This is a genomic window from Mesorhizobium sp. M0184, assembly GCF_040322215.1.
In the GTDB taxonomy this organism is placed as follows: Bacteria; Pseudomonadota; Alphaproteobacteria; order Rhizobiales; family Rhizobiaceae; genus Mesorhizobium.
On record NZ_JAMYSZ010000006.1, the window covers coordinates 46,472 to 72,737 of the forward strand.

Genomic DNA, 26,266 nt, shown 5'->3' on the forward strand with positions numbered 1-26,266 from the left:
CGCAAAACCCCCAGTCAGTTCGCCGCCGCGGTCTGCGCGGCGCCGATGGATGCGGTGACATTGGTAACGAGCGCCTTGACCGATTCGGCGGTCGCGTCGAAGATCGGCGCCGGATAGACGCCGAAGAAGATGACCAGCGCGACCAGCGGATAGATGATCACCTTCTCGCGCGTCGACAGGTCGAGCAGGCCTTTCAGGCTTTCCTTGGTCAGCGCGCCGAAGATCACCTTGCGGTAGAGCCAGAGCGCATAGGCCGCCGAAAGGATGACGCCGGTGGCGGCGAAGAACGCTACCCAGGTGTTGACCCGGAACACGCCGAGCATGGTCAGGAACTCGCCGACGAAGCCGCTGGTGCCGGGCAGGCCGACATTGGCCATGGTGAAGATCATGAACACGGTTGCATATTTCGGCATGTTGTTGACCAACCCGCCATAGGCGTCGATGTCACGCGTATGCATGCGGTCGTAGACGACGCCGACGCAGAGGAACAGCGCGCCGGAGACCAGGCCGTGCGACAGCATCTGAAAGATCGAACCCTGGACGCCTTCCTGGTTCATCGCGAAGATGCCCATGGTAACGAAGCCCATGTGAGCGACCGACGAATAGGCGATCAGCTTCTTCATGTCCTCCTGCATCAGCGCCACCAGCGAGGTGTAGATGATGGCGACGCCGGAGAGCGTGAAGATCAGCGGCGCGAACATTTCGGATGCGATCGGAAACATCGGCAGCGAAAAGCGCAGGAAGCCGTACCCGCCCATCTTGAGCAGGATGGCGGCCAGGATCACCGAGCCAGCCGTCGGCGCCTCGACATGCGCGTCCGGCAGCCAGGTGTGCACCGGCCACATCGGCATCTTCACCGCGAAGGACGCGAAGAAGGCAAGCCATAGCCAAGTCTGCATATTGGCCGGGAAGTTGTGGGTCAGAAGCGTCGGGATGTCGGTGGTGCCGGACTGGAAGAACATCGCCATGATGGCGAGCAGCATCAGCACCGAGCCGGCCAGCGTATAGAGGAAGAACTTGAACGAGGCATAGACGCGCCGCTTGCCGCCCCACACGCCGATGATGATGAACATCGGGATCAGGCCGGCTTCGAAAAAGACATAGAACAAGACGATGTCGAGCGCGCAGAACACGCCGATCATCAGCGTCTCGAGCAGCAGGAAGGCAATCATATAGGCCTTGACGCGCTTCGCGATCGATTCCCACGAGGCGAGAATGCAGAGCGGCATCAGGAAGGTAGTCAGGATGACGAACAGCATGGAGATGCCGTCTACGCCCATATGATAGGAGATGCCGGAATCCAGCCAGGCAAACTTCTCGACGAACTGGAAGCCGGGCTGCGAATTGTCGAAGCCGGTCCAGATGAACAGCGAAATCACAAACGTGAACGCGGTCGTGAACAGTGCTATGGCGCGGATGTTGCGGCGCGCGTTCTCGCTGTCGTCACGCACGAAAAGGATGAGCAGCACACCAACCAGCGGCAGGAAGGTGACCAGCGATAGGATCGGCCAGGCGGTCATCAGAGCATCATCCAGGTGACGAGTGCGGCAACGCCGATCAGCATGGCGAAGGCATAGTGGTAAAGATAGCCGGTCTGCAGCTTGACGACCCGGTTGGTGACGTCGACGACGCGCGCCGAAATGCCGTCCGGCCCGAGCCCGTCGATGACGGTGCCGTCGCCGGTCTTCCACAGGAAGCTGCCGAGGCGCTTTGCCGGCCGCACGAACAGGAAGTCGTAGAGCTCGTCGAAATACCATTTGTTGAGCAGGAAGGCGTAGAGCAGGCGATGGTTGGCGGCGACGCTCCGAGGCATTTCCGGCGCGCGAATATAGAACTGCCAGGCAATCGCAAAGCCGATCAGCATGGCGATGAACGGTGACAGCTCGACCCACAACGGCACTTCGTGGATTTCGTGCAGGATGTGGTTGTCCGGCAGCGTGAACAGCGACGCTTTCCAGAATTCGGCATAACCCTCGCCGATGAAGGCGCCGTGGAAGATCACGCCGGCAAACAGCGCGCCCGCCGCCAGGATGAACAGCGGCACCAGCATGACCGGCGGCGATTCGTGGACATGGTGCATGACCTCGTGGCTGGCCCGCGGCTCGCCATGGAAGGTCATGAAGATCAGCCGCCAGGAATAGAAGGAGGTGAAGCACGCGGCAATGACCAGCAATATGAAGGCAAACGCGGCGACCGCATTGTTGCCGGCAAACGCAGCTTCGATAATGGCGTCCTTGGAGAAGAAGCCGGCGGTGCCGATGATCGTCACCGGGATGCCGACACCGGTCAGCGCCAGCGTGCCGATCACCATCATCCAGTAGGTCTTCGGGATGAGCGTCCTTAGGCCGCCCATCTTGCGCATGTCCTGCTCGTCGGAGACGGCGTGGATGACCGAGCCCGAGCCGAGGAACAGCAGCGCCTTGAAGAAGGCGTGGGTGAACAGATGGAAAATCGCTGCGCCATAGGCGCCGACGCCGAGCGCCACGAACATGTAGCCGAGCTGCGAACAGGTCGAATAGGCGATGACGCGTTTGATGTCGTTCTGGACGAGACCGACTGTCGCCGCGAAGAAGGCGGTGAAGGCGCCGATGAAAGTGACCACGGTCAATGCCGAATGCGACAGCTCGAACAGCGGCGACAACCGCGCCAGCATGAACACGCCTGCCGTCACCATGGTCGCGGCATGGATCAGTGCCGAGACCGGCGTCGGGCCTTCCATGGCATCCGGCAGCCAGGTGTGAAGCGGCACCTGCGCCGACTTGCCTATGGCGCCCATGAACAGGAGCAGGCAGACGACCGTCATCGCAGCCTGCTTATCGAGCGCATAGCCGAGGAAGGTCAGCACGGCCGCGCCTTGCGGCGCGCCTTCCGCCGGAATGAACGTCGCCGCATTGGCGAAGATGGTGCCGAGATTGACCGAGCCGAACAGCACGAACACGCCGAATATGCCGAGCGCAAAGCCGAAATCGCCGACGCGGTTGACGACGAAGGCCTTGATCGCAGCCGCATTGGCCGTCGGCTTCTTGTACCAGAAGCCGATCAGCAGATAGGAGGCAAGGCCGACGCCTTCCCAGCCGAAGAACATCTGCACGAGGTTGTCGGCCGTCACCAGCATCAGCATGGCGAAGGTAAACAGCGACAGATAGGCGAAGAAGCGCGGCCGGTCCGGATCGTGATGCATGTAGCCGATCGAGTAGATATGGACCAGCGACGACACCGTGTTGACAACTACCAGCATCACCACCGTCAGCGTGTCGATCCTGAGCGCCCAGGACGCCTCCAGCCCGCCCGACTGGATCCAGCGCATCACCGGCACGGTGAACACCTCGCCGCCGCCGAAGCCAACCGAGAAGAAGGCGACCCACGACAGCACGGCCGCGATCACCAGGAAGCCCGAGGTGATGTATTCGGAAGCCTTGGCGCCGAGCGAGGTGCCGAACAGGCCGACGATCAGAAAGCCAAGCAGCGGAAGGAAGACAATGGCCTGATACATGGTGGTTCCGTCAACCCTTCATCATGTTCACGTCTTCGACCGCGATCGAGCCGCGGTTGCGGAAGAAGACGACGAGAATGGCAAGGCCGATCGCCGCTTCGGCCGCCGCGACCGTCAGCACGAACAGTGCGAACACCTGGCCGACCAAATCGCCGAGCGCCGCCGAAAAGGCGACGAAATTGATGTTGACCGCAAGCAGGATCAGCTCGATCGACATCAGGATGACGATGACGTTCCTGCGGTTCAGGAAGATGCCGAACACGCCGAGCGTGAACAGGATCGCCGATACGGTCAGGTAGTGCGCGATGCCGACGACCATCTCAGACTCCTTCGCCCGTCTTGACCTTGCGGATTTCCACTCCGGTTGCCGCCGTGCGGCCGACCTGGGCGGCGATCGACTGCCGCTTGACGCCTGGCTTGTGGCGCAGCGTCAGCACGATGGCGCCGATCATGGCGACCAGCAGCACCAGCCCGGCTACCTGGAAGTAATAGAGGTAATCCGTATAGAGGATGTCGCCGAGCGCTGCCGTGTTCGAGCGCGCGGCCAGGTCCGGAATGGGTTTCGCGACCGTCGCCGCCAGTTTCGGCGCGAATGTATAGCCGCCGAGCACCACGATCAGCTCCGCCGCCAGGATCAGCCCGACCAGCGCGCCGATCGGTGCATATTGCAGGGCGCCTTCCTTCATTTCGGCGAAGTCGACGTCGAGCATCATGACGACGAACAGGAACAGCACCAGCACCGCGCCGACATAGACGACGAGCAGGATCATCGCCAGGAACTCGGCGCCGGTCAGCATGAACAGGCCGGCGGCGTTGAAGAAGGTCAGGATCAGGAACAGCACCGAATGCACGGGATTGCGCGCCGATATGACCATGAACGCCGATGCCACCGCGACAAAGGCGAAGAGGTAGAAAAAGGCCGCCTCTAGTCCACTCAGCATGGGTTCCCCCGGGTTTCCTGTCAGAACAGGACGTTCGTCCTGTTTTTTGCCACCGCCTCCGGTCGGCAAGTTGCGTGTTCCTTAAACGAGGGCCCTCGCCCCGTCCATGCGTCAAATATCAGCGGTAAGGCGCATCCAGCGAGATGTTGCGCGCCAGTTCACGCTCCCAGCGGTCGCCATTGGCCAGAAGCCTGTCCTTGTCGTAATACAGCTCCTCGCGCGTCTCCGTCGCGAATTCGAAATTCGGCCCCTCGACAATGGCGTCGACCGGGCAGGCTTCCTGGCAGAAGCCGCAATAAATGCATTTCACCATATCGATGTCGTAGCGCACGGTGCGCCGCGTGCCGTCATTGCGGCGCGGGCCGGCCTCGATGGTGATGGCCTGCGCCGGGCAGATCGCCTCGCACAATTTGCAGGCGATGCAGCGTTCCTCGCCGTTCGGATAGCGGCGCAGCGCATGCTCGCCGCGGAAGCGCGGGCTGACCGGCCCCTTTTCATGCGGATAGTTGATCGTCTCCTTCGGCGCGAAGAACTGGCGCATCGACAGGAAGAAAGCGCTGACGAAATCCTGCAAAAGCAGCGATTTCGCGGCTTGAGACAGAGCACTCATTCGGCACCTCCAAAGATCTGCATTGCAGCAATTGCGCCGATAAATCCGAAAATGACAGGCATCTGGAAACGGTACATAAGTCTCGTAAACGACGCCAATTTCTGCTTGTCCCAGCCAAACACCGGAACTCGGTAGTTTGCTGCCAACCTTCGTTCCTGTTGCCGCAAGACGTAGGGCAGCACAACAATGTTGCCAAAGATCGCAACGAGCACGCCGACAACTGCACCCAGAAAACCAGCGGTCAGATTGCCCATCACGCAAACCCCGTGATCTTCAGGAAGGCGGCGGTGGCGACCACCATGAACAGCGAGATCGGCAGGAAGACCTTCCAGCCGAGCCGCATCAGCTGGTCGTAGCGGTAGCGCGGCACGAACGCCTTCACCATGGAGAACATGAAGAACACCAGGCAGACCTTGAGCACGAACCAGATCAGCCCCGGCACCCAGGTGAACGGCGCGAAGTTGAAGGGCGGCAGCCAGCCGCCAAGGAACAGGATGGTGGCCAGCGCGCACATCAGGACGACGGCGACATATTCGCCGAGGAAAAACAACAGGAACGGCGTCGAGGAATATTCAACCATATGGCCGGCGACAAGTTCCGATTCGGCTTCCACAAGGTCGAAGGGCGGCCGGTTGGTCTCGGCCAACGCCGAGATGAAGAAGACGATGAACATCGGGAACAGCGACAGCCAATGCCAGTCGAGGAAGGTGTTGGGCAGGCCGAGCCGCGTGCCCAGCCCGTCCTGTTGCGACAAGACGATGTCGGACAGGTTGAGCGAGCCGACGCAAAGCAGCACGGTGACGATGACGAAACCGATCGAGACTTCGTAGGACACCATCTGCGCCGCCGAGCGCAGCGCGCCAAGGAACGGGTATTTCGAATTGGAGGCCCAGCCGCCCATGATGACGCCATAGACCTCGAGCGAGGAGATGGCGAAGACATAGAGGATGCCGACATTGACGTTGGCGATCGCCCAGCCTTCATTGACCGGGATCACCGCCCAGGCAGAGATCGCAAGCACCGCCGACACCAAGGGCGCCAGCAGGAAAACGCCCTTGTTGGCGCCGGACGGGATCACCGGTTCCTTGAAGACGAATTTCAGCAGATCGGCGAAGGCCTGCAGCGTGCCCCACGGGCCGACGACGTTCGGGCCGCGGCGCAATTGCACCGCCGCCCAGATCTTGCGGTCGGCGTAAAGCACATAGGCGACGAAGATCAGAAGCACGACGATCAGCACGACCGATTTCAGAAGAATCAGCAGCGCCGGCAGCACGTAGAAGGAGAAGAAGGTGTCCATGTCTACTCCGCCGCCTGCCTGAAGCCGTTCTTCGCCAAGGCCGAACACTCCGCCATCACCGCTGACGCCCGCGCGATCGGATTGGTCAGGTAGAAATCCTTGACCGGCGAGGTGAAGGTGCCCTTGTTCAGCCTTCCGCCGAGCTTGGCCACCCTGGCGATGTCGGCCGGGTCGCCGGCAGCGACATGGTCGATGCGGGCGAGATGCGGGTATTCGCCATAGAGCTTTGCGCGCAGCTGCGGCAGCGAATCGAACGGTAGCTTCTTGCCGAGCACATCCGACAGTGCCCGAAGGATCGCCCAGTCTTCGCGCGCTTCGCCGGGCGCAAAGCCGGCACGGTTGGTCTGCTGCACGCGGCCCTCGGTGTTGACGAAGGTGCCCGACTTCTCGGTATAGGCGGCACCCGGCAGGATGACGTTGGCGCGATGCGCGCCCTTGTCGCCATGCGTGCCGATATAGACGACGAAAGCGCCGCCGGTCTTGGCCATGTCGATTTCGTCGGCACCGAGCAGGAACAGCACATCGGTCTCGCCGAGCATGCCGGCGACATTCCTGCCGCCCTCGCCCGGCACGAAGCCGACATCGAGGCCGCCGACCCGTGCCGCGGCGGTGTGCAGTACGGCAAAGCCGTTCCAGTCGGCCCTTGCGGCATTGACGGCGACGGCGAGCTTCGCCGCCTGGCCAAGCACGGCCGCGCCGTCCGGACGCGCCAACGCACCCTGGCCGACGATGATCAGCGGATGCGTCGCCTTCTTCAGCAGCTGGAAAAACTTGCCGTTGCCGTCGGCCAGATCCTTCAGCGATTCCGGCCCGGCGCCGAGCTGCTCGTAATCATAGCGCGTATCGCCGACATCGCCGATGACGCCGACCGGCAGATTGCCGGCCCGCCAGCGCTTGCGGATGCGGGCGTTGAGCAAGGAGGCCTCGAAGCGCGGATTGGCGCCGATGATCAGCACTGCATCGGCCTGTTCGATGCCTTCTATGGTTGGGTTGAAGACATAGCTCGCCCGGCCGAGCGACGGATCGAGCGCGGCACCGTCCTGGCGGCAGTCCGTGTTCTTCGAGCCGAGCGAAGCCATCAACAGCTTCAGCGCGTAGATCTCCTCGACGGCGGCGAGATCGCCTGATATGGCGCCGATCTTTTCGGGTGCGGCGTTCGACACCGCTTCCTTGATCGCGGCAAAAGCCTCGGCCCAGCTTGCCGGGGCCAGTCTGCCGTCCTTGCGCACATAGGGGCGGTCGAGGCGCTGCGTGCGCAAACCGTCCCAGATGAAGCGGGTCTTGTCGGAAATCCACTCCTCGTTCACCGCCTCGTTGGTACGCGGCAGGATGCGCATCACTTCGCGGCCCCGGCTATCGACGCGGATCGCGGAGCCGACGGCGTCCATCACGTCGATGGATTCGGTCTTGGTCAGTTCCCACGGCCGTGCCTGGAAGGCATAGGGTTTGGAGGTCAGCGCACCGACCGGGCAAAGGTCGATGACATTGCCCTGCAGTTCCGAAGTCATCGCGCTTTCGAGATAGGTGGTGATCTCGGCATCCTCGCCGCGGCCGATCAGGCCGAGCTCGGATATGCCGGCAATCTCGGTGGTGAAGCGGACGCAGCGCGTGCAATGGATGCAGCGGTTCATGATCGTCTTGACCAGCGGCCCGATATACTTGTCTTCGACCGCCCGCTTGTTCTCATGGTAGCGCGAGGAATCGACTCCGAACGCCATCGCCTGGTCCTGCAGGTCGCACTCGCCGCCCTGGTCGCAGATCGGGCAGTCCAGCGGATGGTTGATCAGCAGGAATTCCATCACGCCTTCGCGCGCCTTCTTGACCATCGGCGTGTTGGTGAAGATTTCCGGCGGCTCGCCGTTCGGGCCGGGGCGCAGGTCGCGCACGCCCATGGCGCAGGACGCCTGCGGCTTGGGCGGGCCGCCTTTCACCTCAATTAGGCACATGCGGCAATTGCCGGCGATCGACAGCCGCTCATGGAAGCAGAAGCGCGGCACTTCCGCGCCGGCGTCCTCGGCCGCCTGCAGCAGCGTGTAATGGTCGGGTACAGTGATCTCTTTCCCGTCGACCTTGAGCTTTGCCATTTCGCCTCAAACCCCTGCGGACGTTCCGCAATCTTTCCTTCCGGGCGCAGCCGAGACCGCGCACGATGTTGAATTCACTTTTTGGCCCCGGCCAACGCGGCCGCCTGACCGATCCAGCCGTCACGGCCGATGCGGCCCTTCAACGACAGGTAATCTTCGACCCAGGCGATCTCTTGCGGCGTCCACGCGGCGATCTGGGCGTATGTCCAGATGCCAAGGCCGTTCAGCACCTTTTCCAGTTTCGGCCCGATGCCCGATATCGCCTTGAGGTCAGCCGGCTCGGCTGGCCGATCCATCGGCTTGGGCTGCTTGAAATCCTCCGGCATCAGCCCGGCCGACGCATCCGCTGCAACGGTGCTGGCATTCGCCAAGCTCCGCGCAGCGGTCCTCGTCGCAATGTCGGTCACATCGTTGGCGAAGGACTGCGCCTCGGCAATCAGGGTTTTGGTCGCTGCGCGCGCCTTTGTCGAGGAGCTTTTGCCGGTCGCGGAAAAGCGTTCCGTCCGGGCCTCGAAATCCTCGGCGACCGGCTGCCAAAGCCGCTGCGAGGTTTCGGCCGCGCCCGAAAGCACGCCCATCCAGATGCCAAAGGCGTGGTTGGCAAGACCGATGCCGAGTGCCGTCATCGCCGCCGCGCCCGCGACAGGATGCGCCAGGAGATTGACGGCATTGGCCATCTCCTTCGGCATCATCCTGGTCAGATCCTGGTTCATCTTCAACAACGGGTCCATATCGGGCGTAAAATCGTCGGGTGTCGAAAACAGCGACATAGGTGGTCTCCTGGTCGTTTCCGTCTGCCCCGCGCTCGTTTCCTCGTATCGGACATTCGTCCGCATTTTGAATTCTTCTATTCCGCCGCCGCCAGCACCGGTTCGGCGCGATGTGCGTTGCGCGAAAACTCGTCGATGCGCCGCTCCACCTCGCCGCGGAAATGCCGCATCAGGCCCTGGATCGGCCATGCTGCCGCATCGCCCAGCGCACAGATCGTGTGGCCCTCGACCTGCTTCGTCACGTCGAGCAGCATGTCGATCTCGCGCTTCTGCGCCTCACCGCGCACCAGCCGTTCCATCACCCGCCACATCCAGCCGGTGCCCTCACGGCAGGGCGTGCACTGGCCGCAGCTCTCGTGCTTGTAGAAATAGGACAGCCGCGCGATCGCTTTCACGATATCGGTCGATTTGTCCATGACGATGACAGCCGCCGTGCCGAGGCCCGATTTCAGGTCGCGCAGCGCGTCGAAATCCATCGGCGCGTCGATGATCTGCTCGGCCGGCACCAGCGGCACCGAGGCGCCGCCCGGAATGACCGCCAGCAGGTTGTCCCAGCCGCCGCGAATGCCGCCGCAATGCGTCTCGATCAGTTCGCGGAACGGGATCGACATCGCCTCTTCGACGGTGCACGGATTGTTGACGTGGCCGGAGATGCAGAACAGCTTGGTGCCGACATTGTTGGGCCGACCGAAGGACGAGAACCAGGCGGCACCGCGGCGCAGGATGGTCGGCGCGACAGCGATGGACTCGACATTGTTGACCGTCGTCGGGCAGCCATAGAGGCCTACATTGGCCGGAAATGGCGGCTTCAGCCGCGGCTGGCCCTTCTTGCCCTCGAGGCTTTCGAGCAGCGCCGTTTCCTCGCCGCAGATATAGGCGCCGGCGCCATGATGCATGTAGATGTCGAAATCGTAGCCGGAGGTGTTGTTCTTGCCGATCAGCTTGGCCGCATAGGCCTCGTCTATGGCGCGTTGCAGCGCCTCGCGCTCGCGGATGAACTCGCCGCGCACATAGATGTAGGCGGCGACCGCGCCCATGGCGAAGCCGGCAAGCAGGCAGCCTTCGACCAGCGTGTGCGGGTCGTGGCGCAGTATGTCGCGGTCCTTGCAGGTACCGGGCTCGGACTCGTCGGCATTGACGACGAGATAGCTCGGCCGGCCGTCGCTTTGTTTGGGCATGAACGACCATTTCAGCCCGGTCGGGAAACCGGCACCGCCGCGGCCGCGCAGGCCCGATGCCTTCATCTCGTTGACGATCCACTCGCGCCCCTTGGCAACGATGCCGGGCGTGTTGTCCCAGGCGCCGCGCGCCATGGCGCCGGCCAGCGACTTGTCGAAGCGGCCGTAGATGTTGTTGAAGATGCGGTCTCTGTCCTGAAGCATTGCTCGTTCCTCAGACCGGCTTCTTGCCGGTCGGCCGGCTCCTGTTTCCGGGCGACGGCTTGGCCGCCTTGGCGGCAGCCTTCGCCGGTTTGACCTTGGCCTCCGGCGCCTTGAAAGCAGACGCCGGCTCGGCCTTGTTCTTTGGGCCCTTGCGCTGTTTCGAGACGTCCTCGACCTGCGGTTCGGCCTTGTTGGCATTGGCGGCCGAATGCAGAGGCGCTGCGACGCTCGCCCCCCTTTCCGCCGCAGGCGCGACTTTCGTCGCCGACGGCGATTTCAGCGCCGGGCTGGTCTCGACCGCATCGGTTTTCGGCTTGCTGGCATTCGAGGGCGCAACCGGCGCCGGTGCAGGCGCGGCCGAAGCCGCTGGCGGAACTGGTGCTGCGGCGGCAGCCGCCGGCTCTGCATCCTTGGCGGCCTTGGTCGCCGCCCTGGTTTCCCGGTCGCGGGTCGCCTTGAGGATCGCCTTTTCGCTCTTGAGGGTCGTCAGGCCGCTGGCCGGCTCCGAGGTGATGCGGCCGTTTTGCGGTCCTGGCGTCACCGAAGCACCTTTGCCGGCGTCATAGAGGTCGATGATCTCGGCAAGCCGCTCCGGCGTCAAATCCTCATAGGTGTCCTTGAATATCATCACCATCGGTGCGTTGACGCAGGCGCCGAGGCACTCGACCTCCTCCCACGACAGCGTGCCCTTGTCGTTGGTGTGGAATTGGTCGTGATGGATTTTCGAGCGGCACACATCCATCAGCGCTTCCGAGCCGCGCAGCATGCAGGGCGTGGTGCCGCAGACCTGGATATGCGCGCGGGTACCGACCGGATTGAGCTGGTACTGCGTATAGAAGGTCGCGACTTCGAGCCCACGGATACGGGGCATGCCGAGCATGTCGGAGATCGTCTCGATCGCCGCCTTGGTCACCCAGCCTTCCTGTTCCTGCGCCAGCATCAGCAAGGGAATGATCGCGGACTGTTCGCGCCCCTTCGGATATTTCTTGATCCACTGCTTCGCCGCCGCCGCATTCGCCCGGTTGAAGGCGAAGGAGGCTGGCTGGAGGCTGGCTTCTGCGAGACGGCGGACTGACATTTAGCGATCGACCTCACCAAACACGATGTCGAGGGAGCCGAGAACGGCGGTAACGTCGGCCAACATGTGGCCGCGGCAGAGGAAATCCATGGCTTGCAGATGTGCAAAGCCTGGCGCGCGCAGCTTGCAGCGGTAGGGCTTGTTGGTGCCGTCCGAGACCAGATAGACGCCGAACTCGCCTTTCGGCGCCTCGACGGCCGCATAGACCTCGCCGGCCGGCACGCGGTAGCCTTCGGTATAGAGTTTGAAGTGATGGATCAGCGCTTCCATCGAGCGCTTCATCGCCTGGCGCTTTGGCGGCACCACCTTGCCGTCGAGGTTAGACACCGGTCCGCTGCCTTCCTTGCCGAGCAACAGGTCGACGCACTGGCGCATGATTTTTGCCGACTGCCGCATCTCTTCCATGCGCACCAGATAACGGTCGAAACAGTCGCCGTTCTTGCCGATCGGAATGTCGAAATCCAGCTCGGCATAGCATTCGTAAGGCTGCGATTTGCGCAGGTCCCACGGCGCGCCCGAGCCGCGCACCATGACGCCGGAAAAACCCCAGGCCCAGGCGTCCGCCAAGGAGACGGTGGCAATGTCGACATTGCGCTGCTTGAAGATACGGTTGCCGGTCAAAAGCGCGTCGAGATCGTCGACCGATTTCAGGAATGGGTCGATCCACTTGCCGATGTCCTCGATCAGCTTCTGCGGCAGATCCTGATGCACGCCCCCGGGGCGGAAATAGGCAGCATGCATGCGCGAGCCCGAGGCGCGCTCATAGAACACCATTAGCTTTTCGCGCTCGACAAAGCCCCACAGCGGCGGCGTCAGCGCGCCGACATCCATCGCCTGCGTCGTCACATTGAGGATGTGCGACATGATGCGGCCGATCTCGGAGTAGAGAACTCGGATCAACTGCCCCCGCTTCGGCACCTCGATACCGAGCAGCCGCTCCGCGGCAAGCGCGAAGGCATGCTCCTGGTTCATCGGCGCGCAATAGTCGAGCCGGTCGAGATAGGGCACGGCCTGCAGGTAAGTCTTATGCTCGATCAGCTTTTCCGTGCCGCGATGCAACAGCCCGATATGCGGATCGACGCGATCGACGACTTCGCCGTCGAGTTCTAGAACCAACCGCAAAACACCATGGGCAGCAGGGTGCTGAGGCCCAAAGTTGATATTGAAGTTGCGAACGGAAGTCTCAGCCATTTTGGCGTCTCAATTCGTCTTGGCTTTTTCGTCGCCTGGAAGGACGTAATCCGTCCCCTCCCAAGGGCTGAGAAAATCGAAATTGCGGAATTCCTGTTTGAGCTCGACCGGCTCGTAGATGACGCGCTTGGCTTCGTCGTCGTAACGCACCTCGACGAAGCCGGTCAGCGGAAAGTCCTTGCGCAGCGGATGGCCTTCAAAGCCGTAATCGGTCAGAATCCGCCGCAGATCCGGATGGCCTGAAAACAGCACGCCGTAGAGATCGTAGGTCTCGCGCTCGAACCAGTCGGCGCCGGGATAAATCCCGGTGATCGACGGCACGAGCGTCTCTTCGTCGGCCTGGACCTTGATGCGGACGCGGATATTCTGTCTCGGCGACAGCAAATGATAGACCACGTCGAAGCGCTTCGCCCGCGACGGATAATCGGCGCCGCAAACGTCGATGATCGAGATGAACTGGCATTTCGGATCGTCGCGCAGGAAGGTGACCACCTCGATCAGGTCGCGCGGCTCGACTGGGATGGTGAGTTCGCCATAGGCGAATACCGCCTCGCCGATCCGGCCGACCAGTTTCTCGCCGAGATAGGTCGAGAGATCATTCAACGCCTGGGTCATGACAGCCTCGCCAACCAGTCCAGAATCTTGCGTGAGTCTTCCGGATCTTTCTCACCGAACCAACCGCTCTCCGTGGCCGCGTCAATGGTCAAAAAAACCTGGCATTCATCATCGTCACCCAGCTCGCCAAAAAACAGCTTTCCGACAAACTGCCGGGTTTCGAGGTTTGCCGGGTCCCCGTTCAGGGCAACGCACTCCACAAACAACTTTTCGGTAACTGCTCCCTGGCCCGGCGCCGAAGAGGAAAGCTTGGCCGACATTTCAGCAATCAGGTTCTTGGTTCGATCGCCAAGCGAACGCAGTCTCACGTCGCCATGATAAAAGACTATTCGTGGGTCGCTTGTCGGCTCAGCCTCCCAATCATTTAGTCGAATGTCGACACCGAGACCAGCAGCACCAAATTTCGTATCTGCTAAAAGCGCAGAAGAATAAAACGTCGAACCGGCGTCCGTTTTTACAAATCGCTGTTCAGACGTCTTGAACATCAAATCCAGCCAAGGCTCAGGGTTGCCATGAATAATCCCATCTTCATCCACGGCGATTTACCGCTCGATCGTGCCGGTGCGGCGGATCTTCTTCTGCAGCAGAAGGATGCCGTAAAGCAGCGCTTCGGCGCTCGGCGGGCAGCCGGGCACGTAGATGTCGACCGGCACGATGCGGTCGCAGCCGCGCACCACCGAATAGGAATAATGATAATAGCCGCCGCCATTGGCGCATGAGCCCATCGAGATGACGTAGCGCGGCTCCGGCATCTGATCGTAGACCTTGCGCAGCGCGGGCGCCATCTTGTTGGTCAGCGTGCCGGCAACGATCATGATGTCGGACTGACGCGGAGACGCGCGCGGCGCGACACCGAACCTCTCCGAGTCATAGCGCGGCATCGACGTATGGATCATCTCGACGGCGCAGCAAGCGAGACCGAAGGTCATGAACATCAACGAGCCGCTGCGCGCCCAGGTGATCAGCGCCTCGGTCGAGGTGACGAGAAAGCCCTTGTCGGCGAGCTCGTTGTTGATCTCCAGGAAGAATGGATCGTCGGACCCGACCGGCCTGCCGGTGTTGGGATCGATGAGGCCCTTGGGCTTCGGCGCGACGAGCGTGCCGGAACTGTCGTTCAATCCCATTCCAGCGCTCCTTTTTTCCATTCATAGGCAAAGCCGATGGTCAGCACCGCCAAAAACACCATCATCGACCAGAAACCGAGCATGCCGATCTGGCTGAACGACACCGCCCACGGAAACAGGAAGGCCACCTCCAGATCGAAGATGATGAACAGGATCGACACCAGGTAGAAGCGGATGTCGAATTTCATGCGGGCGTCATCGAACGAGTTGAAGCCGCACTCATAGGCCGAAAGCTTTTCCGGATCGGGGTTGCGATAGGCCACCAGGAAGGGTGCGGCGAGCAGCGCCAGCCCGACGATCAGCGCCACGCCGATGAACAGGACGATGGGCAGGTACGAACCTAAAAGTGCGTTCATGCTGCAGTTTCCGTTGGCGGCCAATCCACTCTGATTACAGCACCGGACCCACTTGCGGAAGCGTGACAGTTTAACCACTGAACCGTTTTAAGGAGGCTCTATGCTGCAACGCGGCGAGGGTTAGCGCAGCGCTTTCGGCGAAGCAAGTCAAACCTTGTTCAAATCGCGGTGCTGGACGGCATATCCGGGAAAACTGGTCCGATCCGCTCCTGTTTGATTTCCTTCGCTTTTTACTCCACTTTTCTCTCCTGACATGAATGCCGCCAAAACCCTGTTAGCATGGCACGGAATCGCAGGTCATTTTCTCTGTCTAAAATCGTCCGGATGCCGCCTTCATGAAGGAAAAAATCTCGCTTGCCATGGCCCGCCGCATTGCGCTCGCGGCACAGGGATTCAATGACCCGCGCCCCACCGGCACGCCTGACCGCCGGCATCTGGCCCGCGTGCTTGCCCGTACCGGCCTGCTGCAGATCGATTCCGTCAGCGCCGTGGTGCGCGCCCACTATATGCCGCTCTATTCGCGGCTTGGCCCCTACAAGCTGGCGCTGCTCGACGACGCCGCCGTAACGCGCAAGCGCATGGTCTTCGAATATTGGGCGCACGAAGCCTCCTTCTTGCCGGTCGAGACCTATCCGCTGATGCGCTGGCGCATGCAGCGGGCCGAGTGCGGCGACGAAATGTACAGCGGACTGGCCAAATGGGGCCGCGAGCACGCCGCCTATATCGAAGACATCTATCGCGAGGTCGCCGAACGAGGCCCGATCGCGGCGTCGGCTTTCGAAGGCCAGAAGGGTTCGGGCGGCTGGTGGGGCTGGAGCCATGCCAAGCACGCCTTCGAATGGCTGTTCTGGGCCGGCCGCATCACCACGGCGCATCGCCGCGGCTTCGAACGGTTCTACGATCTGCCGGAGCGCGTATTGCCGCCGGCGGTACTCGCGCTACCGGTTCCCCGTCCCGAGGATGCTCACCGCGAATTGCTGCGCATCTCGGCCCGCGCCCACGGCATCGCCACGGCAGGAGACCTGCGCGACTATTTCCGCCTCTCGCCCGCCGACATCAAGGGCCGCATCGAGGAGTTGGTCGAGGCCGGCGACCTGTTGCCGGTGAGCGTCGAAGGCTGGAACAAAACAGCCTATCTCCACAAGGACGCCCGTTTGCCGCGCAAGATCGAGGCGCGCGCCTTGCTCGCGCCGTTCGATCCTGTCGTCTTCGAACGATCGCGCACCGAGCGGTTGTTCGACTTCCACTACCGCATCGAGATCTACACGCCGGCCGAAAAGCGCCAGTATGGCTATTACGTGCTGCCGTTCCTGTTCGGCGACAGCATCGTCGGGCGCGTCGACCTCAGGGCCGACCGCCCGGCCGGCGTCTTGCGCGTCCATGCCGCCTATGCGGAGCCCGGCGCCTCGCTGCAAACCGCAGCCGAGCTTTTCGAAGAATTGAAGCAGATGCAGGGCTGGCTCGGCCTGGAACGCATCGAGGTGACCGCTGCCGGCGACCTCGGCCGGCCGCTCGCGGATATCGCCGCGTCATAGACGTGCGTTGACACGACTGCCTCCACAAGCCTAAATCCGTTCCAGACGGTCCCCTGCCCGCAACGGCAGGGGCCAAGAGGGAATGCGGTGCGAAATCTCGATTTCAAATCCGCGGCTGTCCCCGCAACTGTAAGCGACGAGCCTCGGCCGAAAACCACTGGGATATTCCCGGGAAGGCGGCACCCAGGCGATGACCCGCGAGCCAGGAGACCTGCCGTCTAGGACATAAGAATCCGATCGCCTGGCGGGTTTTCCGGGCAAGGAGCCTGATTTGGAACACGACAGCAGTTTTCCGGCTGAGACAGCGGATTTATTGTCCGGCCATGGTGATTCCCCGGCCGGCGTTACCGTCATCGTCTGCTCGTCCTGCCGTGACGAGACCGGTTCGGACGCTCATCCGCGCGCCGGCGAACTGCTCGCAGAGGACACGCGCCGCGCCGCTTCCAGCGAAAACATCAAAATCCGCACCGTCGAATGCCTCGGCAATTGCAAGCGCCGGCTCAGCGCGGCCATGCTGCGCGACGGCTGCTGGAGTTACGTCTTCGGTGATCTGACCACGACCAGCGGCGCCGATCTCGTCACCGGGGCAAAGCTGTTCGCCACCTCGACGGATGGGCTCATTCCATGGCGCGGCCGTCCCGATTGCCTGAAGCGCGGCCTGGTTGCCCGCATCCCTCCCCTTGACCTTTTGAAGGACCTGACATGACCGCTGCCTCCCTTTCGCGCGTTCCCTGCACCGTGGTCACCGGCTTTCTCGGCGCCGGCAAGACGACGCTGATCCGCCATTTGCTCGAAAACGCCAAAGGCAAGCGCCTAGCCATCATCGTCAACGAGTTCGGCGACATCGGCATTGACGGCGAGATCCTGAAGGGCTGCGCCATCGACACCTGCCCCGAGGAAAACATCGTCGAGCTGGCCAATGGTTGCATCTGCTGCACCGTCGCCGATGATTTCGTCCCGGCGCTGGACCAGATCCTGTCGCTGACGCCGAGGGTCGACCACATCCTGATCGAGACATCCGGCCTCGCTTTACCCAAGCCGCTGGTCCAGGCCTTCCAGTGGCCGTCGGTGAAAAGCCGCGTGACGGTGGACGGCGTCATTGCCGTGGTCGACGGACCGGCGCTGGCTGATGGCCGCGTAGCCAACGACATGGACGCCCTGCAGGCCCAGCGCGCGCAGGACGAGACGCTCGACCATGACGATCCGGTCGAGGAAGTGTTCGAAGACCAGCTCGCCTGCGCCGACCTGATCATCCTGTCGAAGAGCGACCTGATGGACGCAGCCGGCTCGGCCCGTGCCAATGCCGTCATCGGCAAGGACGTTGCGCGGGCGGTGAAGATCGTACCGACTTCGCAAGGCAAGGTCGACCCGTCGGTGCTGCTCGGCCTCGGCCTCGCCGTCGAGGACGACATCGAGAACCGCAAGACCCACCACGACGACGAGCTCGACCACGAACATGACGATTTTGACTCGTTCGTCATCGACATCGCGTCTGTGTCCAACCCGGACGAGCTCGCACAACGGGTCGCCATGGCGGCGGAGGAAGAAAACGTGTTGCGCGTCAAGGGTTTCGTCGAAGTCGGCGGCAAGCCGATGCGGCTCCTGCTGCAGGCCGTCGGTCCGCGCGTCAACCACTATTACGACCGCGCCTGGACCGCTGAAGACGACCGCCGCTCGCGCCTGGTCGTCATCGGCCTGAAAGGGCTGAACCGCCCCGCCATCGAGCGTATCCTCGCCGGCTGACCCCAGGTACGAGCCGCGATGCACATCCTCACCACCACATCCGCCTCGCTCGACGATCTCGCCGAGCCTGTCGATCTCAGGCAAACGCCTGCGGATGTCGTGGCGCTGTCCTTCACCGACAGCGACCTGGCCGGGCTGGCGGCGGCGTGGAAGGCAGATGCGCACCGCCTGCCGTCGATGCGGCTCGCCGCCTTGCGCGACCTGCGCCATCCGATGTCCGTCGACCTGTGGATCGACAGCGTCGCCCGCCACGCCAAGGTCATTCTGGTCCGCATCCTCGGCGGCTATGACTGGTGGCGCTATGGCTGCGACCAGCTCGCCGTTATCGCGCGAAATCGCGGTATCAAGCTGGCGCTCCTACCGGGCGAGAGCCACGACGAGGATTTGCGACTGATCGAAGGCTCGACGCTGCCGCGCGAAGAGTTGGACGCCCTGCTTGGCTATTTCCGCGAGGGCGGGCCGGCAAATATGACGGCGCTGGTGCAGAGGCTGGCAAGTCTCGCTGGATCGGGTGCGGCGGTAGCCGAACCTGTTAGCGTGCCAAAGGCGGGATTTTACGAGCCGGGACTGGGGGTCGTAGAACGCGGCGTCCCCCTCCCCCTCGAGGGGAGGGTCCGGCCGCAGGCCGGGGGTGGGGTCCTCTCCGAAGCGCGCCTACACAAAACGTCGCGCACTGCCGTGACGACCCCACCCGGCCCTGCGGGCCACCCTCCCCTCAAGGGGGAGGGAGACGCCGCGCCCATCATCCCCATCCTCTTCTACCGTTCGATGCTGCTGGCCGCAGATGTCGCGCCGATCGACGCGCTTTTTGCAGCGCTCAGGCAACGTGGTATGGCGCCGGTGCCAATCTTCGTCTCCAGCCTCAAGGACCCGGCATCGCTCGCCTTTGTCGAAACCGCGCTCGCAACCCTGAAGCCTGCCGCCACCATCACCGCCACAGCTTTCGCCTCGGGTGCCGAGCCCGGTGTCGAAACCCTGTTCGACCGCGCCGGCGTGCCGGTGTTCCAGGTCATCGTCGCGACCACCCGCCGCGACATCTGGCAAACCAATCAGCGCGGCCTGGCGCCCGCCGACCTTGCCATGCATGTCGTCCTGCCCGAGCTCGACGGCCGCATCCTGGCCGGCGCCATTTCATTCAAGGGCGAAAGCGAAACCGACCCGGCGCTGGCCTTCCGCGCCTTCGCCAACCGGCCTGAGCCCGACCGCGTGGCGCAAGTGGCGAACCGTGTCGAGGCCTTCGTGCGCCTGCAGCGGACGCCGCGTGCGGAGCGCAAGCTCGCCATCCTGATCCCCGACTATCCGAGCGCCCCCGGTCGCACCGGCTACGCGGTTGGTCTCGACGTGCCGTCCAGCGTGCTGGCAATGCTGCACGACCTGAGCGAACAGGGCTACGCCGTTGAAAGGATTCCGCAAACGCCGCGCGAGTTGCTAGAGGTGCTGGAGCGTGGAGGTGAAGGGTTGGGGTTTGAGGACTATCTCGGGTACTCGGCGGAATTGCCTGCTGAAGCGATAGCTGCCGTGACGGCCGCATGGGGGAATGCGGCAGATGAGACAAGTTTGTGCGAGGCACCCCCCTCTGTCCTGCCGGACATCTCCCCCTCAAGGGGGGAGATTGGCAGTTCCGCCACCGGCTCTCCCTTAAGGCCCTCGGTAATTGGCGAAAGCAGAGACAACAGCGCAATCTCCCCCCTTGAGGGGGAGATGTCCGGCAGGACAGAGGGGGGTGTTCAAGCGCCTGCCGCCGCAAAATTCGCCTTCCGCGCAGCCACCTTCGGCAACGTCACCGTGGCACTCGCACCTGACCGCGGGCGCCCAGCCGACCGCCGCGCCGACTATCACGACCCGACGCTGCCGCCGCGCCATGCGCTGGTCGCCTTTGGCCTCTGGCTGCGCAAGTCGCTCGGCATCCATGCAATTGTCCATGTCGGCGCCCACGGCACGCTGGAGTGGCTGCCCGGCAAGACCGTGGCGCTCAGCGAAAACTGCTTTCCCGAGATAGTCACCGGTCCCCTGCCCGTCATCTATCCCTTCATCGTCTCCAACCCGGGAGAGGCAGCGCAGGCCAAGCGGCGCATTGCCGCCGTCACGCTCGGCCATCTGCCGCCGCCGCTGACCGGCGCCGGACTGGACGAAAACCAGCACAGGCTTGAACGACTGGTTGACGAATATGCCCAGGCCGACGGGCTCGACCGCCGCCGCCGCGACCGCCTGGCGAAGCTGATCGTCGAGACGGCGGAAAAGACCGGCCTCGCCTCAGAGGCAGGCGTCGCCAGGACCGACGCAGCCGACGAGGCTTTGCGCCGCATCGACGCCTGGCTCTGCGATCTCAAGGATTTCGCCATCAAGGACGGCCTGCACATTTACGGCCGCTTGCCGGAAGGCGAGGCTGATCCGGTACGGCGGCAAAGTGCGGCAGCTGAAAAAACCGCGCTGCTTGCCGCCCTCGACGGCCGCCACGTCGCTGCCGGTCCGGCCGGTGCGCCGGCGCGTGGCCGGAGCGATGTGCTGCCCACCGGCCGCAATTTGTTTACCGCCGACCCGCGCACCATGCCGACGCCGACCGCCTATGATCTGGGCAAGGTGGCAGCGGAAGAAGTGGTCCGCAGCTACATGCAATCGCATGGCGACTGGCCGCGCTCGCTGGTCATCGACCTGTGGGGCTCGGCCTCGCTGCGCACCGGCGGTGAGGAGATCGCGCAAGGCCTGGCGCTGATGGGCTGCCGGCCGCAATGGGATTCCGCCACCGGCCGCATCACCGGCATAGATGTGCTGCCGCCGGCAACACTCGGCCGTCCGCGCATCGATGTCACCTGGCGCATATCGGGCCTGTTCCGCGACATGTTCCCGACCCAGATCGCGCTGATCGACGCCGCGGCCAACGCGGTGGCGACCCGCGACGAGGATGATTCGGAAAACCCGCTCGCCGCTAGGACCCGCATCGACGGCAAGATCAGCCCGCGCATTTTCGGCACCTCGCCGGGCACTTACGGCGCGGGCGTCGAGGACTTGTTGTCGAGCGGCGACTGGGCCGCGCGCGAAGAGATCGGCCGCACCTATCTCGCCGCCACCTCGCACGCCTATGGCGGCTCCGAGGGCAAAGGCATTTCGGCGCCCGGCGCGTTCGAGGATCGCCTCGCCGAGGCCGATCTTCTGGTTCATACCGGCGACGACCCCGGCCGCGACATCCTCGAAGGCTCGGCCGACGTCGCCTTCATCGGCGGCTTTTCGGCAGCACTTGCCGCGCTCGGCAAAAACGCCGACGTGATCGTGCTCGACACCACGGACCCGCAAAGACCGAAGCCGCGCTCGATCAGTGAGGCCGTGTCGCGCGTCGTGCGGGCACGCGCCGTCAATCCGCGCTTCATCGCCGGCCAGATGCGTCATGGCCCGCGCGGCGCCTCGGAATTCGCCGAGACGGTCGACCGGCTTGTCGGCTTTGCTGAGACTACCCATGCCATATCGGGCACGCTGATCGAGGCGGTGCACGACGCCTATCTTGGCGACCCCGTGGTGCGCGCCTTCATCCTGCGCGAGAACCCGGCGGCGGCGAAGGTGATTGCCGAGCGTTTGCTGTCGGCACGGCGGCGCGGGCTCTGGCATCCGCTGCGCAATTCGATCGATGACGATCTCGCCGCACTGATTGCCGAAGCGCAAGCTCTGGGAGTGGCGGCATGAACGCTTTCTCGCGCCGTGGCGCCTGCCCCGCTTTGTCGGCGCCGATGCAGACCGGCGACGGGCTGCTGGTGCGGCTCAATCCGGTCGCTGGAGGACTGTTGCCGAAATCGTTGATCGGACTCTGCGAATCCGCCTTGCGCCATGGCAACGGCATCATGGAAGTGACCGCCCGCGGCAGCCTGCAGATCCGCGGCCTGACGCCGGCAAGCGCGCGGCTGCTGGCGATGGAGGTCGATGCGCTCGGCATCGCGGTGCGCACCGGCGTGCCGGTAGAGACCGGCCCGCTGGCCGGGCTCGACCAGCAGGAGATAGCCGACCCGCGCCCAATGGCGCAGCGGATTCGGGCGGCAATTGAGGACGCCGGTGTTACGCAACGCCTTGGCCCGAAGGTGTCGGTGATTGTTGACGGCGGCGGGCAGCTGACAATGGATGCGGTTACGGCCGATGTCAGGCTGGTCGGGATGCGGGCCGCCGACGGAATTAAGTGGCGGGTATCGCTCGCCGGAGATGCGCAGGGTGCCACGCCGCTGGCGATGTCCGAGGAAGATGCGGCTTGTGACATCGCCGTCGCCATTCTCAGGATGGTTGCCGAAAAGGGCCACGATGCCCATGCGCGGGATTTGACGGCGAGGCAGCTGAGATCTCTCGCAAGTTGGCGATCCGTCGCGCCCCCCTCTGTCCTGCCGGACATCTCCCCCACAAGGGGGGAGATCGGCAGCTTCGCCGGCGGCTTCCCCCCAGCACCTTCGGCGATTGGCGAAAGCGGAGACGAAGGCGCAATCTCCCCCCTTGAGGGGGAGATGTCCGGCAGGACAGAGGGGGGCGCGACGGATCGCCAGCCCATTGGAGTTTTCGATTTGGCTGCCGCCAGCCGCGCCCTCGGCATCGGCCTGCCCTACGGCAGCATGCCGGCAGACAAAATCATCAGCCTCACCCAACTTGCCCTCATCCTCGGCACAACCGAAATCCGCCTCGCTCCAAGCCGCGCGCTGCTTTTCATCGGCCTGCCGCCGGCCGCCTGCCCCCAGCTCCAGAAAACCGCCGCAACCCTCGGCTTCGTCACCGACGCAGCCGATTCGCGCACCAGGATCGCCACCTGCCCCGGCGCACCCGCCTGCGCCTCCGGCCGGATCGCCACCCGCGACATCGCCGAGATCATCGCTACAGAAAACCGCGACATCCTCGATTCCTCCTTAACGCTGCACATCTCCGGCTGCGCCAAGGGCTGCGCCCATCCCGGTCCGGCGGCGCTGACCCTGGTCGGTGGCGAAAACGGAGCCGGACTTGTCGTGGACGGGACGGCAAAGGCATTGCCCGCCGGATACAGGCCGGGCTACGACGCCGCGCACGGCATCGGCCGCGTTGCAGCGGTGATCCGCAGCGCACGACATCCCGGCGAAACCGCTGCCGCCTGCCTGGCGAGGCTCGGCGCGGCCGGCATCACCGAAATCTATCGACAGGAATGAGCATGCCCGCCCAGAACGCCTACGACTACATCCGTGACGGCACGGCGATCTACGAGCGCTCCTTCGCCATCATCCGCGCCGAGGCCGACCTGTCGCGCTTTTCCGAAACCGAGGCCGACGTCGCCATTCGCATGATCCATGCCTGCGGCCAGGTCGACGCTTGCAGGCACTTCGTTTTCTCGAGCGATTTCGTCGCCGCCGCGCGCACGGCCCTGGGCGCCGGCGCGCCGATCTTCTGCGACGCGCAGATGGTCTCGCACGGCGTCACGCGCGCCCGGCTGCCGGCCGGCAACGATGTGATCTGCACGCTGCGCGATCCGCGGACCGCCGACATCGCGAAAAAGATCGGCAACACCCGCTCGGCCGCCGCGATCGACCTGTGGGGCGAGCGCATGGCCGGTTCGGTCGTCGCCATCGGCAATGCGCCGACAGCCCTTTTCTATCTGCTGGAAAAACTGCGCGACGGCGCGCCGAAGCCGGCGGCGATCATCGGCATGCCGGTCGGGTTTGTCGGCGCCGCTGAATCGAAGGATGCGCTGGCCGAAAATTCCTATGGCGTGCCTTACGCCATCGTACGCGGCCGGCTGGGCGGCAGCGCCATGACCGCCGCCGCACTCAATGCATTGGCGAGGCCGGGCCTATGAATGCGATTGCAAAAGGCAAGCTTGTCGGCGTCGGCACCGGACCCGGCGACCCGGAACTCTTGACGCTGAAGGCAGTGCGCGCGCTGGCCGAGGCCGATGTCGTCGCGCATTTCGCCAAGCGCGGCAACAACAGCAACGCCCGGGCCATCGTCGAAACCCATTTTCGCCCCAATTTGATCGAACTGCCGCTGCTCTATCCGGTGACGACCGAAATCGACAAGGATCACAGCGATTACCGCTCGCAGATAACCGATTTCTATGAGCAATCGGCCGAAAAGGTCGCCGAGCACCTCAGCGCCGGCAGGATGGTCGCGGTGCTCTCGGAGGGCGACCCGCTTTTCTACGGCTCCTACATGCATCTTCATGTCCGGCTGGCGCACCGCTTCCCGACCGAAGTCATTCCCGGCATCACTGCCATGTCCGGCTGCTGGTCGGCGACCGGCCTGCCGATCGTCCAGGGCGACGACGTACTGACCGTATTGCCCGGCACAATGAGCGAATTCGAGCTGATGCGCCGCCTCGCCGACACCGACGCCGCCGTGATCATGAAGGTCGGCCGCAACCTGCCCAAGATCAGGCGCGCGCTGGAGGCAACCGACAAGCTGGCGCGGGCCATCTATGTCGAGCGCGGCACCATGCCGGGCGGCGTCTCGATGCGGCTGGCCGATAAAAAGGACGACCAGGCGCCTTATTTCGCCATCGTGCTGGTGGCCGGCTGGTCGGGCCGGCCAAGCGCATTGAAAGCCGAAGCATGAGCGGCCGCCTCACTGTCATCGGCCTCGGGCCCGGCAACGCCGACCAGGTGACGCCGGAGGCAAGCCGCGCCGTTGCCGAGGCAAAATTCTTCTACGGCTACAAGCCTTATCTCGACCGGCTCGATCTGCGCCCCGACCAGATTCGCGTCGCTTCCGACAATCGCGAGGAACTCGCGCGCTCCAGGGACGCGCTGCTCAAGGCTGTGGAAGGCCACGATGTCGCCGTCGTGTCGGGCGGCGATCCGGGCGTCTTCGCCATGGCCGCGGCCGTCTGCGAGGCGATAGAGGCGGGCCCACCCGAATGGCGCGCGGTCGACATCGCCATCGTGCCCGGTATCACCGCCATGCTCGCCGTCGCCGCCCGCATCGGCGCGCCGCTCGGCCATGATTTCTGCGCCATCTCGCTGTCCGACAATCTGAAGCCGTGGGACCTGATCGAGCTACGCCTGCTGGCGGCAGCCGGCGCCGGCTTCGTAATCGCGCTCTACAACCCGATCAGTAAGGCGCGCCCATGGCAGCTAGGCCGCGCCTTCGAATGCCTTGCTGCGATCCTGCCCGGCACCACGCCGGTGATCTTCGGCCGTGCCGCCGGCCGTCCCGACGAGCGCATCGAGGTTTTTCTGCTGGCCGACGCCGATGCCGCGAAGGCCGACATGTCGACCTGCATCATCATCGGCTCGCCGGAAACCAGGATCATCAAGCGGGGTGACAAGGCCGCGCTGGTCTACACGCCGCGTTCGGCAGCGGGCCCAAGAACATGACCGACCAGAAAATGATCGACCATCTCGGCAAGAGATTCGACGGTCTCAGCCGACGTGACGTCCGGCAGCACCGGCCTGCGGATCATCACCACCTCGATTCCCAGCGCTCGCGCCGCCGCGATCTTGCCGTAGGTCGCCTCGCCGCCGCTGTTTTTGGAAACAACGACTTCGATGCCACGGCTTCCGAGCAGCGTGCGCTCATCGACCTCATGAAACGGCCCGCGCGCCAAGAGATAGGTCGCGTCGGGCACAGCGAGCCTGGGCTCGACCGGGTCGACACTGCGGATGAGATAATGATGCTGGGGAGCGGCCTTGAAGGCAGCGACCTCCTGTCGCCCGAGCGCCAGGAACACGCGGCGCGGCACCGATCCCAGAGCCGTCACCGCGCTGGCAACGGTGTCGACCAACATCCAGCGATCACCTTCGACCGCCTCCCATCCGGGACGCCTGAGCGCAACGATAGGCACGCCGGTCATGCGCGCTGCTTCCGCCGCATTGGCGGAGATTCGCGCCGCATAGGGATGCGTGGCGTCGATCAGCAGGTCGATCTTGTTCTGGCGGAGATACGCCGCCAGCCCGCCGGCACCGCCGAAGCCGCCGACCCGCACCGGCACCCCCTGCGCGGCCGGGTTTTCGGTGCGGCCGGCCAGCGACAGTATGACCGAAATATCCGCGCGCGCGGCCAACTTTCCGGCCAGTTGCCGGGCTTCGATGGTTCCGCCGAGGATCAGAATGCGGTGGGTCAT

The 26,266-nt window shown here is 63.8% G+C and carries 25 protein-coding genes and 1 riboswitch; of the genes, 8 read left to right on the forward strand and 17 right to left on the reverse strand.

Annotated elements, in window-relative coordinates; genetic code table 11:
- Positions 1-14 precede the first annotated feature (14 nt).
- The 16 genes from NKJ23_RS09845 to NKJ23_RS09920 all read right to left on the reverse strand — a co-directional run bounded on the left by NKJ23_RS09845 (position 15) and on the right by NKJ23_RS09920 (position 14,941).
- Positions 15-1,520 carry an NADH-quinone oxidoreductase subunit M gene (locus NKJ23_RS09845; protein ID WP_352680183.1) on the reverse strand — a complete coding sequence of 502 codons (1,506 nt, stop codon included), beginning with the start codon at positions 1,518-1,520 and terminating at the stop codon, positions 15-17.
- Positions 1,520-3,493 (reverse strand): NADH-quinone oxidoreductase subunit L, encoded by a 1,974-nt coding sequence (gene nuoL, locus NKJ23_RS09850; RefSeq protein WP_352680184.1) that lies wholly within the window; start codon positions 3,491-3,493, stop codon positions 1,520-1,522. The genes NKJ23_RS09845 and nuoL overlap by 1 nt, the downstream gene beginning before the upstream one ends.
- A 10-nt stretch (positions 3,494-3,503) precedes the next feature.
- Positions 3,504-3,812, reverse strand: a complete 309-nt coding sequence (gene nuoK / locus NKJ23_RS09855; protein WP_023676620.1) for an NADH-quinone oxidoreductase subunit NuoK — start codon at positions 3,810-3,812, stop codon at positions 3,504-3,506.
- Position 3,813: 1 nt separating this feature from the next.
- Positions 3,814-4,434, reverse strand: a complete 621-nt coding sequence (locus NKJ23_RS09860; RefSeq protein WP_023676621.1) for an NADH-quinone oxidoreductase subunit J — start codon at positions 4,432-4,434, stop codon at positions 3,814-3,816.
- 118 nt (positions 4,435-4,552) lie between these two features.
- Positions 4,553-5,044, reverse strand: coding sequence for an NADH-quinone oxidoreductase subunit NuoI (gene nuoI, locus NKJ23_RS09865; RefSeq protein ID WP_023676622.1), 492 nt, complete (start codon positions 5,042-5,044; stop codon positions 4,553-4,555).
- Positions 5,041-5,298, reverse strand: a complete 258-nt coding sequence (locus NKJ23_RS09870) for a hypothetical protein (protein ID WP_352470236.1) — start codon at positions 5,296-5,298, stop codon at positions 5,041-5,043. The genes nuoI and NKJ23_RS09870 overlap by 4 nt, the downstream gene beginning before the upstream one ends.
- On the reverse strand, positions 5,298-6,341 hold the full coding sequence (nuoH, locus tag NKJ23_RS09875) for an NADH-quinone oxidoreductase subunit NuoH (protein ID WP_292663045.1): 1,044 nt from the start codon (positions 6,339-6,341) through the stop codon (positions 5,298-5,300). Before nuoH ends, NKJ23_RS09870 begins: the two co-directional genes overlap by 1 nt.
- 2 nt (positions 6,342-6,343) lie before the next feature.
- On the reverse strand, positions 6,344-8,425 hold the full coding sequence (gene nuoG / locus NKJ23_RS09880; protein WP_352644823.1) for an NADH-quinone oxidoreductase subunit NuoG: 2,082 nt from the start codon (positions 8,423-8,425) through the stop codon (positions 6,344-6,346).
- A gap of 74 nt (positions 8,426-8,499) precedes the next feature.
- Positions 8,500-9,195, reverse strand: coding sequence for a helix-hairpin-helix domain-containing protein (locus NKJ23_RS09885; protein WP_352680185.1), 696 nt, complete (start codon positions 9,193-9,195; stop codon positions 8,500-8,502).
- Between the two features lie 77 nt (positions 9,196-9,272).
- Complete coding sequence (nuoF, locus tag NKJ23_RS09890) at positions 9,273-10,577, reverse strand: NADH-quinone oxidoreductase subunit NuoF (protein WP_023676626.1); 1,305 nt, start codon at positions 10,575-10,577, stop codon at positions 9,273-9,275.
- Between the two features lie 10 nt (positions 10,578-10,587).
- Positions 10,588-11,655 (reverse strand): NADH-quinone oxidoreductase subunit NuoE, encoded by a 1,068-nt coding sequence (gene nuoE / locus NKJ23_RS09895; protein ID WP_352680186.1) that lies wholly within the window; start codon positions 11,653-11,655, stop codon positions 10,588-10,590.
- Positions 11,656-12,846, reverse strand: a complete 1,191-nt coding sequence (locus tag NKJ23_RS09900; protein WP_352570384.1) for an NADH-quinone oxidoreductase subunit D — start codon at positions 12,844-12,846, stop codon at positions 11,656-11,658.
- Positions 12,847-12,855: 9 nt separating this feature from the next.
- Positions 12,856-13,461, reverse strand: a complete 606-nt coding sequence (locus NKJ23_RS09905) for an NADH-quinone oxidoreductase subunit C (RefSeq protein ID WP_352570385.1) — start codon at positions 13,459-13,461, stop codon at positions 12,856-12,858.
- Complete coding sequence (locus tag NKJ23_RS09910) at positions 13,458-13,997, reverse strand: hypothetical protein (protein WP_352636685.1); 540 nt, start codon at positions 13,995-13,997, stop codon at positions 13,458-13,460. The genes NKJ23_RS09905 and NKJ23_RS09910 overlap by 4 nt, the downstream gene beginning before the upstream one ends.
- Before the next feature lie 6 nt (positions 13,998-14,003).
- The gene (locus tag NKJ23_RS09915; protein ID WP_023670824.1) at positions 14,004-14,585 is read right to left on the reverse strand and encodes a NuoB/complex I 20 kDa subunit family protein; all 582 of its coding nucleotides are present in this window, start codon (positions 14,583-14,585) and stop codon (positions 14,004-14,006) included.
- A complete protein-coding gene (locus tag NKJ23_RS09920) occupies positions 14,576-14,941 on the reverse strand; it encodes an NADH-quinone oxidoreductase subunit A (protein WP_023676631.1) in 366 nt (121 codons plus the stop codon). The genes NKJ23_RS09915 and NKJ23_RS09920 overlap by 10 nt, the downstream gene beginning before the upstream one ends.
- A 335-nt stretch (positions 14,942-15,276) precedes the next feature.
- Between NKJ23_RS09920 and NKJ23_RS09925 the strand changes: the two genes are divergently transcribed.
- The 8 genes from NKJ23_RS09925 (at position 15,277) to NKJ23_RS09960 (ending at position 25,520) form a co-directional block, all read left to right on the forward strand.
- The gene (locus NKJ23_RS09925) at positions 15,277-16,476 is read left to right on the forward strand and encodes a winged helix-turn-helix domain-containing protein (RefSeq protein ID WP_352636684.1); all 1,200 of its coding nucleotides are present in this window, start codon (positions 15,277-15,279) and stop codon (positions 16,474-16,476) included.
- A gap of 29 nt (positions 16,477-16,505) precedes the next feature.
- Positions 16,506-16,709, forward strand: a riboswitch (cobalamin riboswitch).
- Positions 16,710-16,747: 38 nt separating this feature from the next.
- On the forward strand, positions 16,748-17,182 hold the full coding sequence (locus NKJ23_RS09930; protein ID WP_352644826.1) for a DUF1636 family protein: 435 nt from the start codon (positions 16,748-16,750) through the stop codon (positions 17,180-17,182).
- Positions 17,179-18,219, forward strand: coding sequence for a cobalamin biosynthesis protein CobW (gene cobW / locus NKJ23_RS09935; protein WP_352680187.1), 1,041 nt, complete (start codon positions 17,179-17,181; stop codon positions 18,217-18,219). The genes NKJ23_RS09930 and cobW overlap by 4 nt, the downstream gene beginning before the upstream one ends.
- Positions 18,220-18,237: 18 nt before the next feature.
- Positions 18,238-21,894 carry a cobaltochelatase subunit CobN gene (locus NKJ23_RS09940; RefSeq protein ID WP_352680188.1) on the forward strand — a complete coding sequence of 1,219 codons (3,657 nt, stop codon included), beginning with the start codon at positions 18,238-18,240 and terminating at the stop codon, positions 21,892-21,894.
- Complete coding sequence (gene cobG, locus NKJ23_RS09945) at positions 21,891-23,360, forward strand: precorrin-3B synthase (RefSeq protein ID WP_352680189.1); 1,470 nt, start codon at positions 21,891-21,893, stop codon at positions 23,358-23,360. Before NKJ23_RS09940 ends, cobG begins: the two co-directional genes overlap by 4 nt.
- On the forward strand, positions 23,357-24,004 hold the full coding sequence (locus tag NKJ23_RS09950; protein WP_502902522.1) for a precorrin-8X methylmutase: 648 nt from the start codon (positions 23,357-23,359) through the stop codon (positions 24,002-24,004). Before cobG ends, NKJ23_RS09950 begins: the two co-directional genes overlap by 4 nt.
- Positions 24,001-24,759, forward strand: a complete 759-nt coding sequence (locus NKJ23_RS09955; protein ID WP_352680191.1) for a precorrin-2 C(20)-methyltransferase — start codon at positions 24,001-24,003, stop codon at positions 24,757-24,759. The genes NKJ23_RS09950 and NKJ23_RS09955 overlap by 4 nt, the downstream gene beginning before the upstream one ends.
- The gene (locus NKJ23_RS09960; RefSeq protein ID WP_352539607.1) at positions 24,756-25,520 is read left to right on the forward strand and encodes a precorrin-3B C(17)-methyltransferase; all 765 of its coding nucleotides are present in this window, start codon (positions 24,756-24,758) and stop codon (positions 25,518-25,520) included. The genes NKJ23_RS09955 and NKJ23_RS09960 overlap by 4 nt, the downstream gene beginning before the upstream one ends.
- Here NKJ23_RS09960 and NKJ23_RS09965 read toward each other — a convergent pair.
- Positions 25,484-26,266, reverse strand: coding sequence for a cobalt-precorrin-6A reductase (locus tag NKJ23_RS09965; RefSeq protein WP_352680192.1), 783 nt, complete (start codon positions 26,264-26,266; stop codon positions 25,484-25,486). The two genes, NKJ23_RS09960 and NKJ23_RS09965, sit on opposite strands and share 37 nt — an antisense overlap.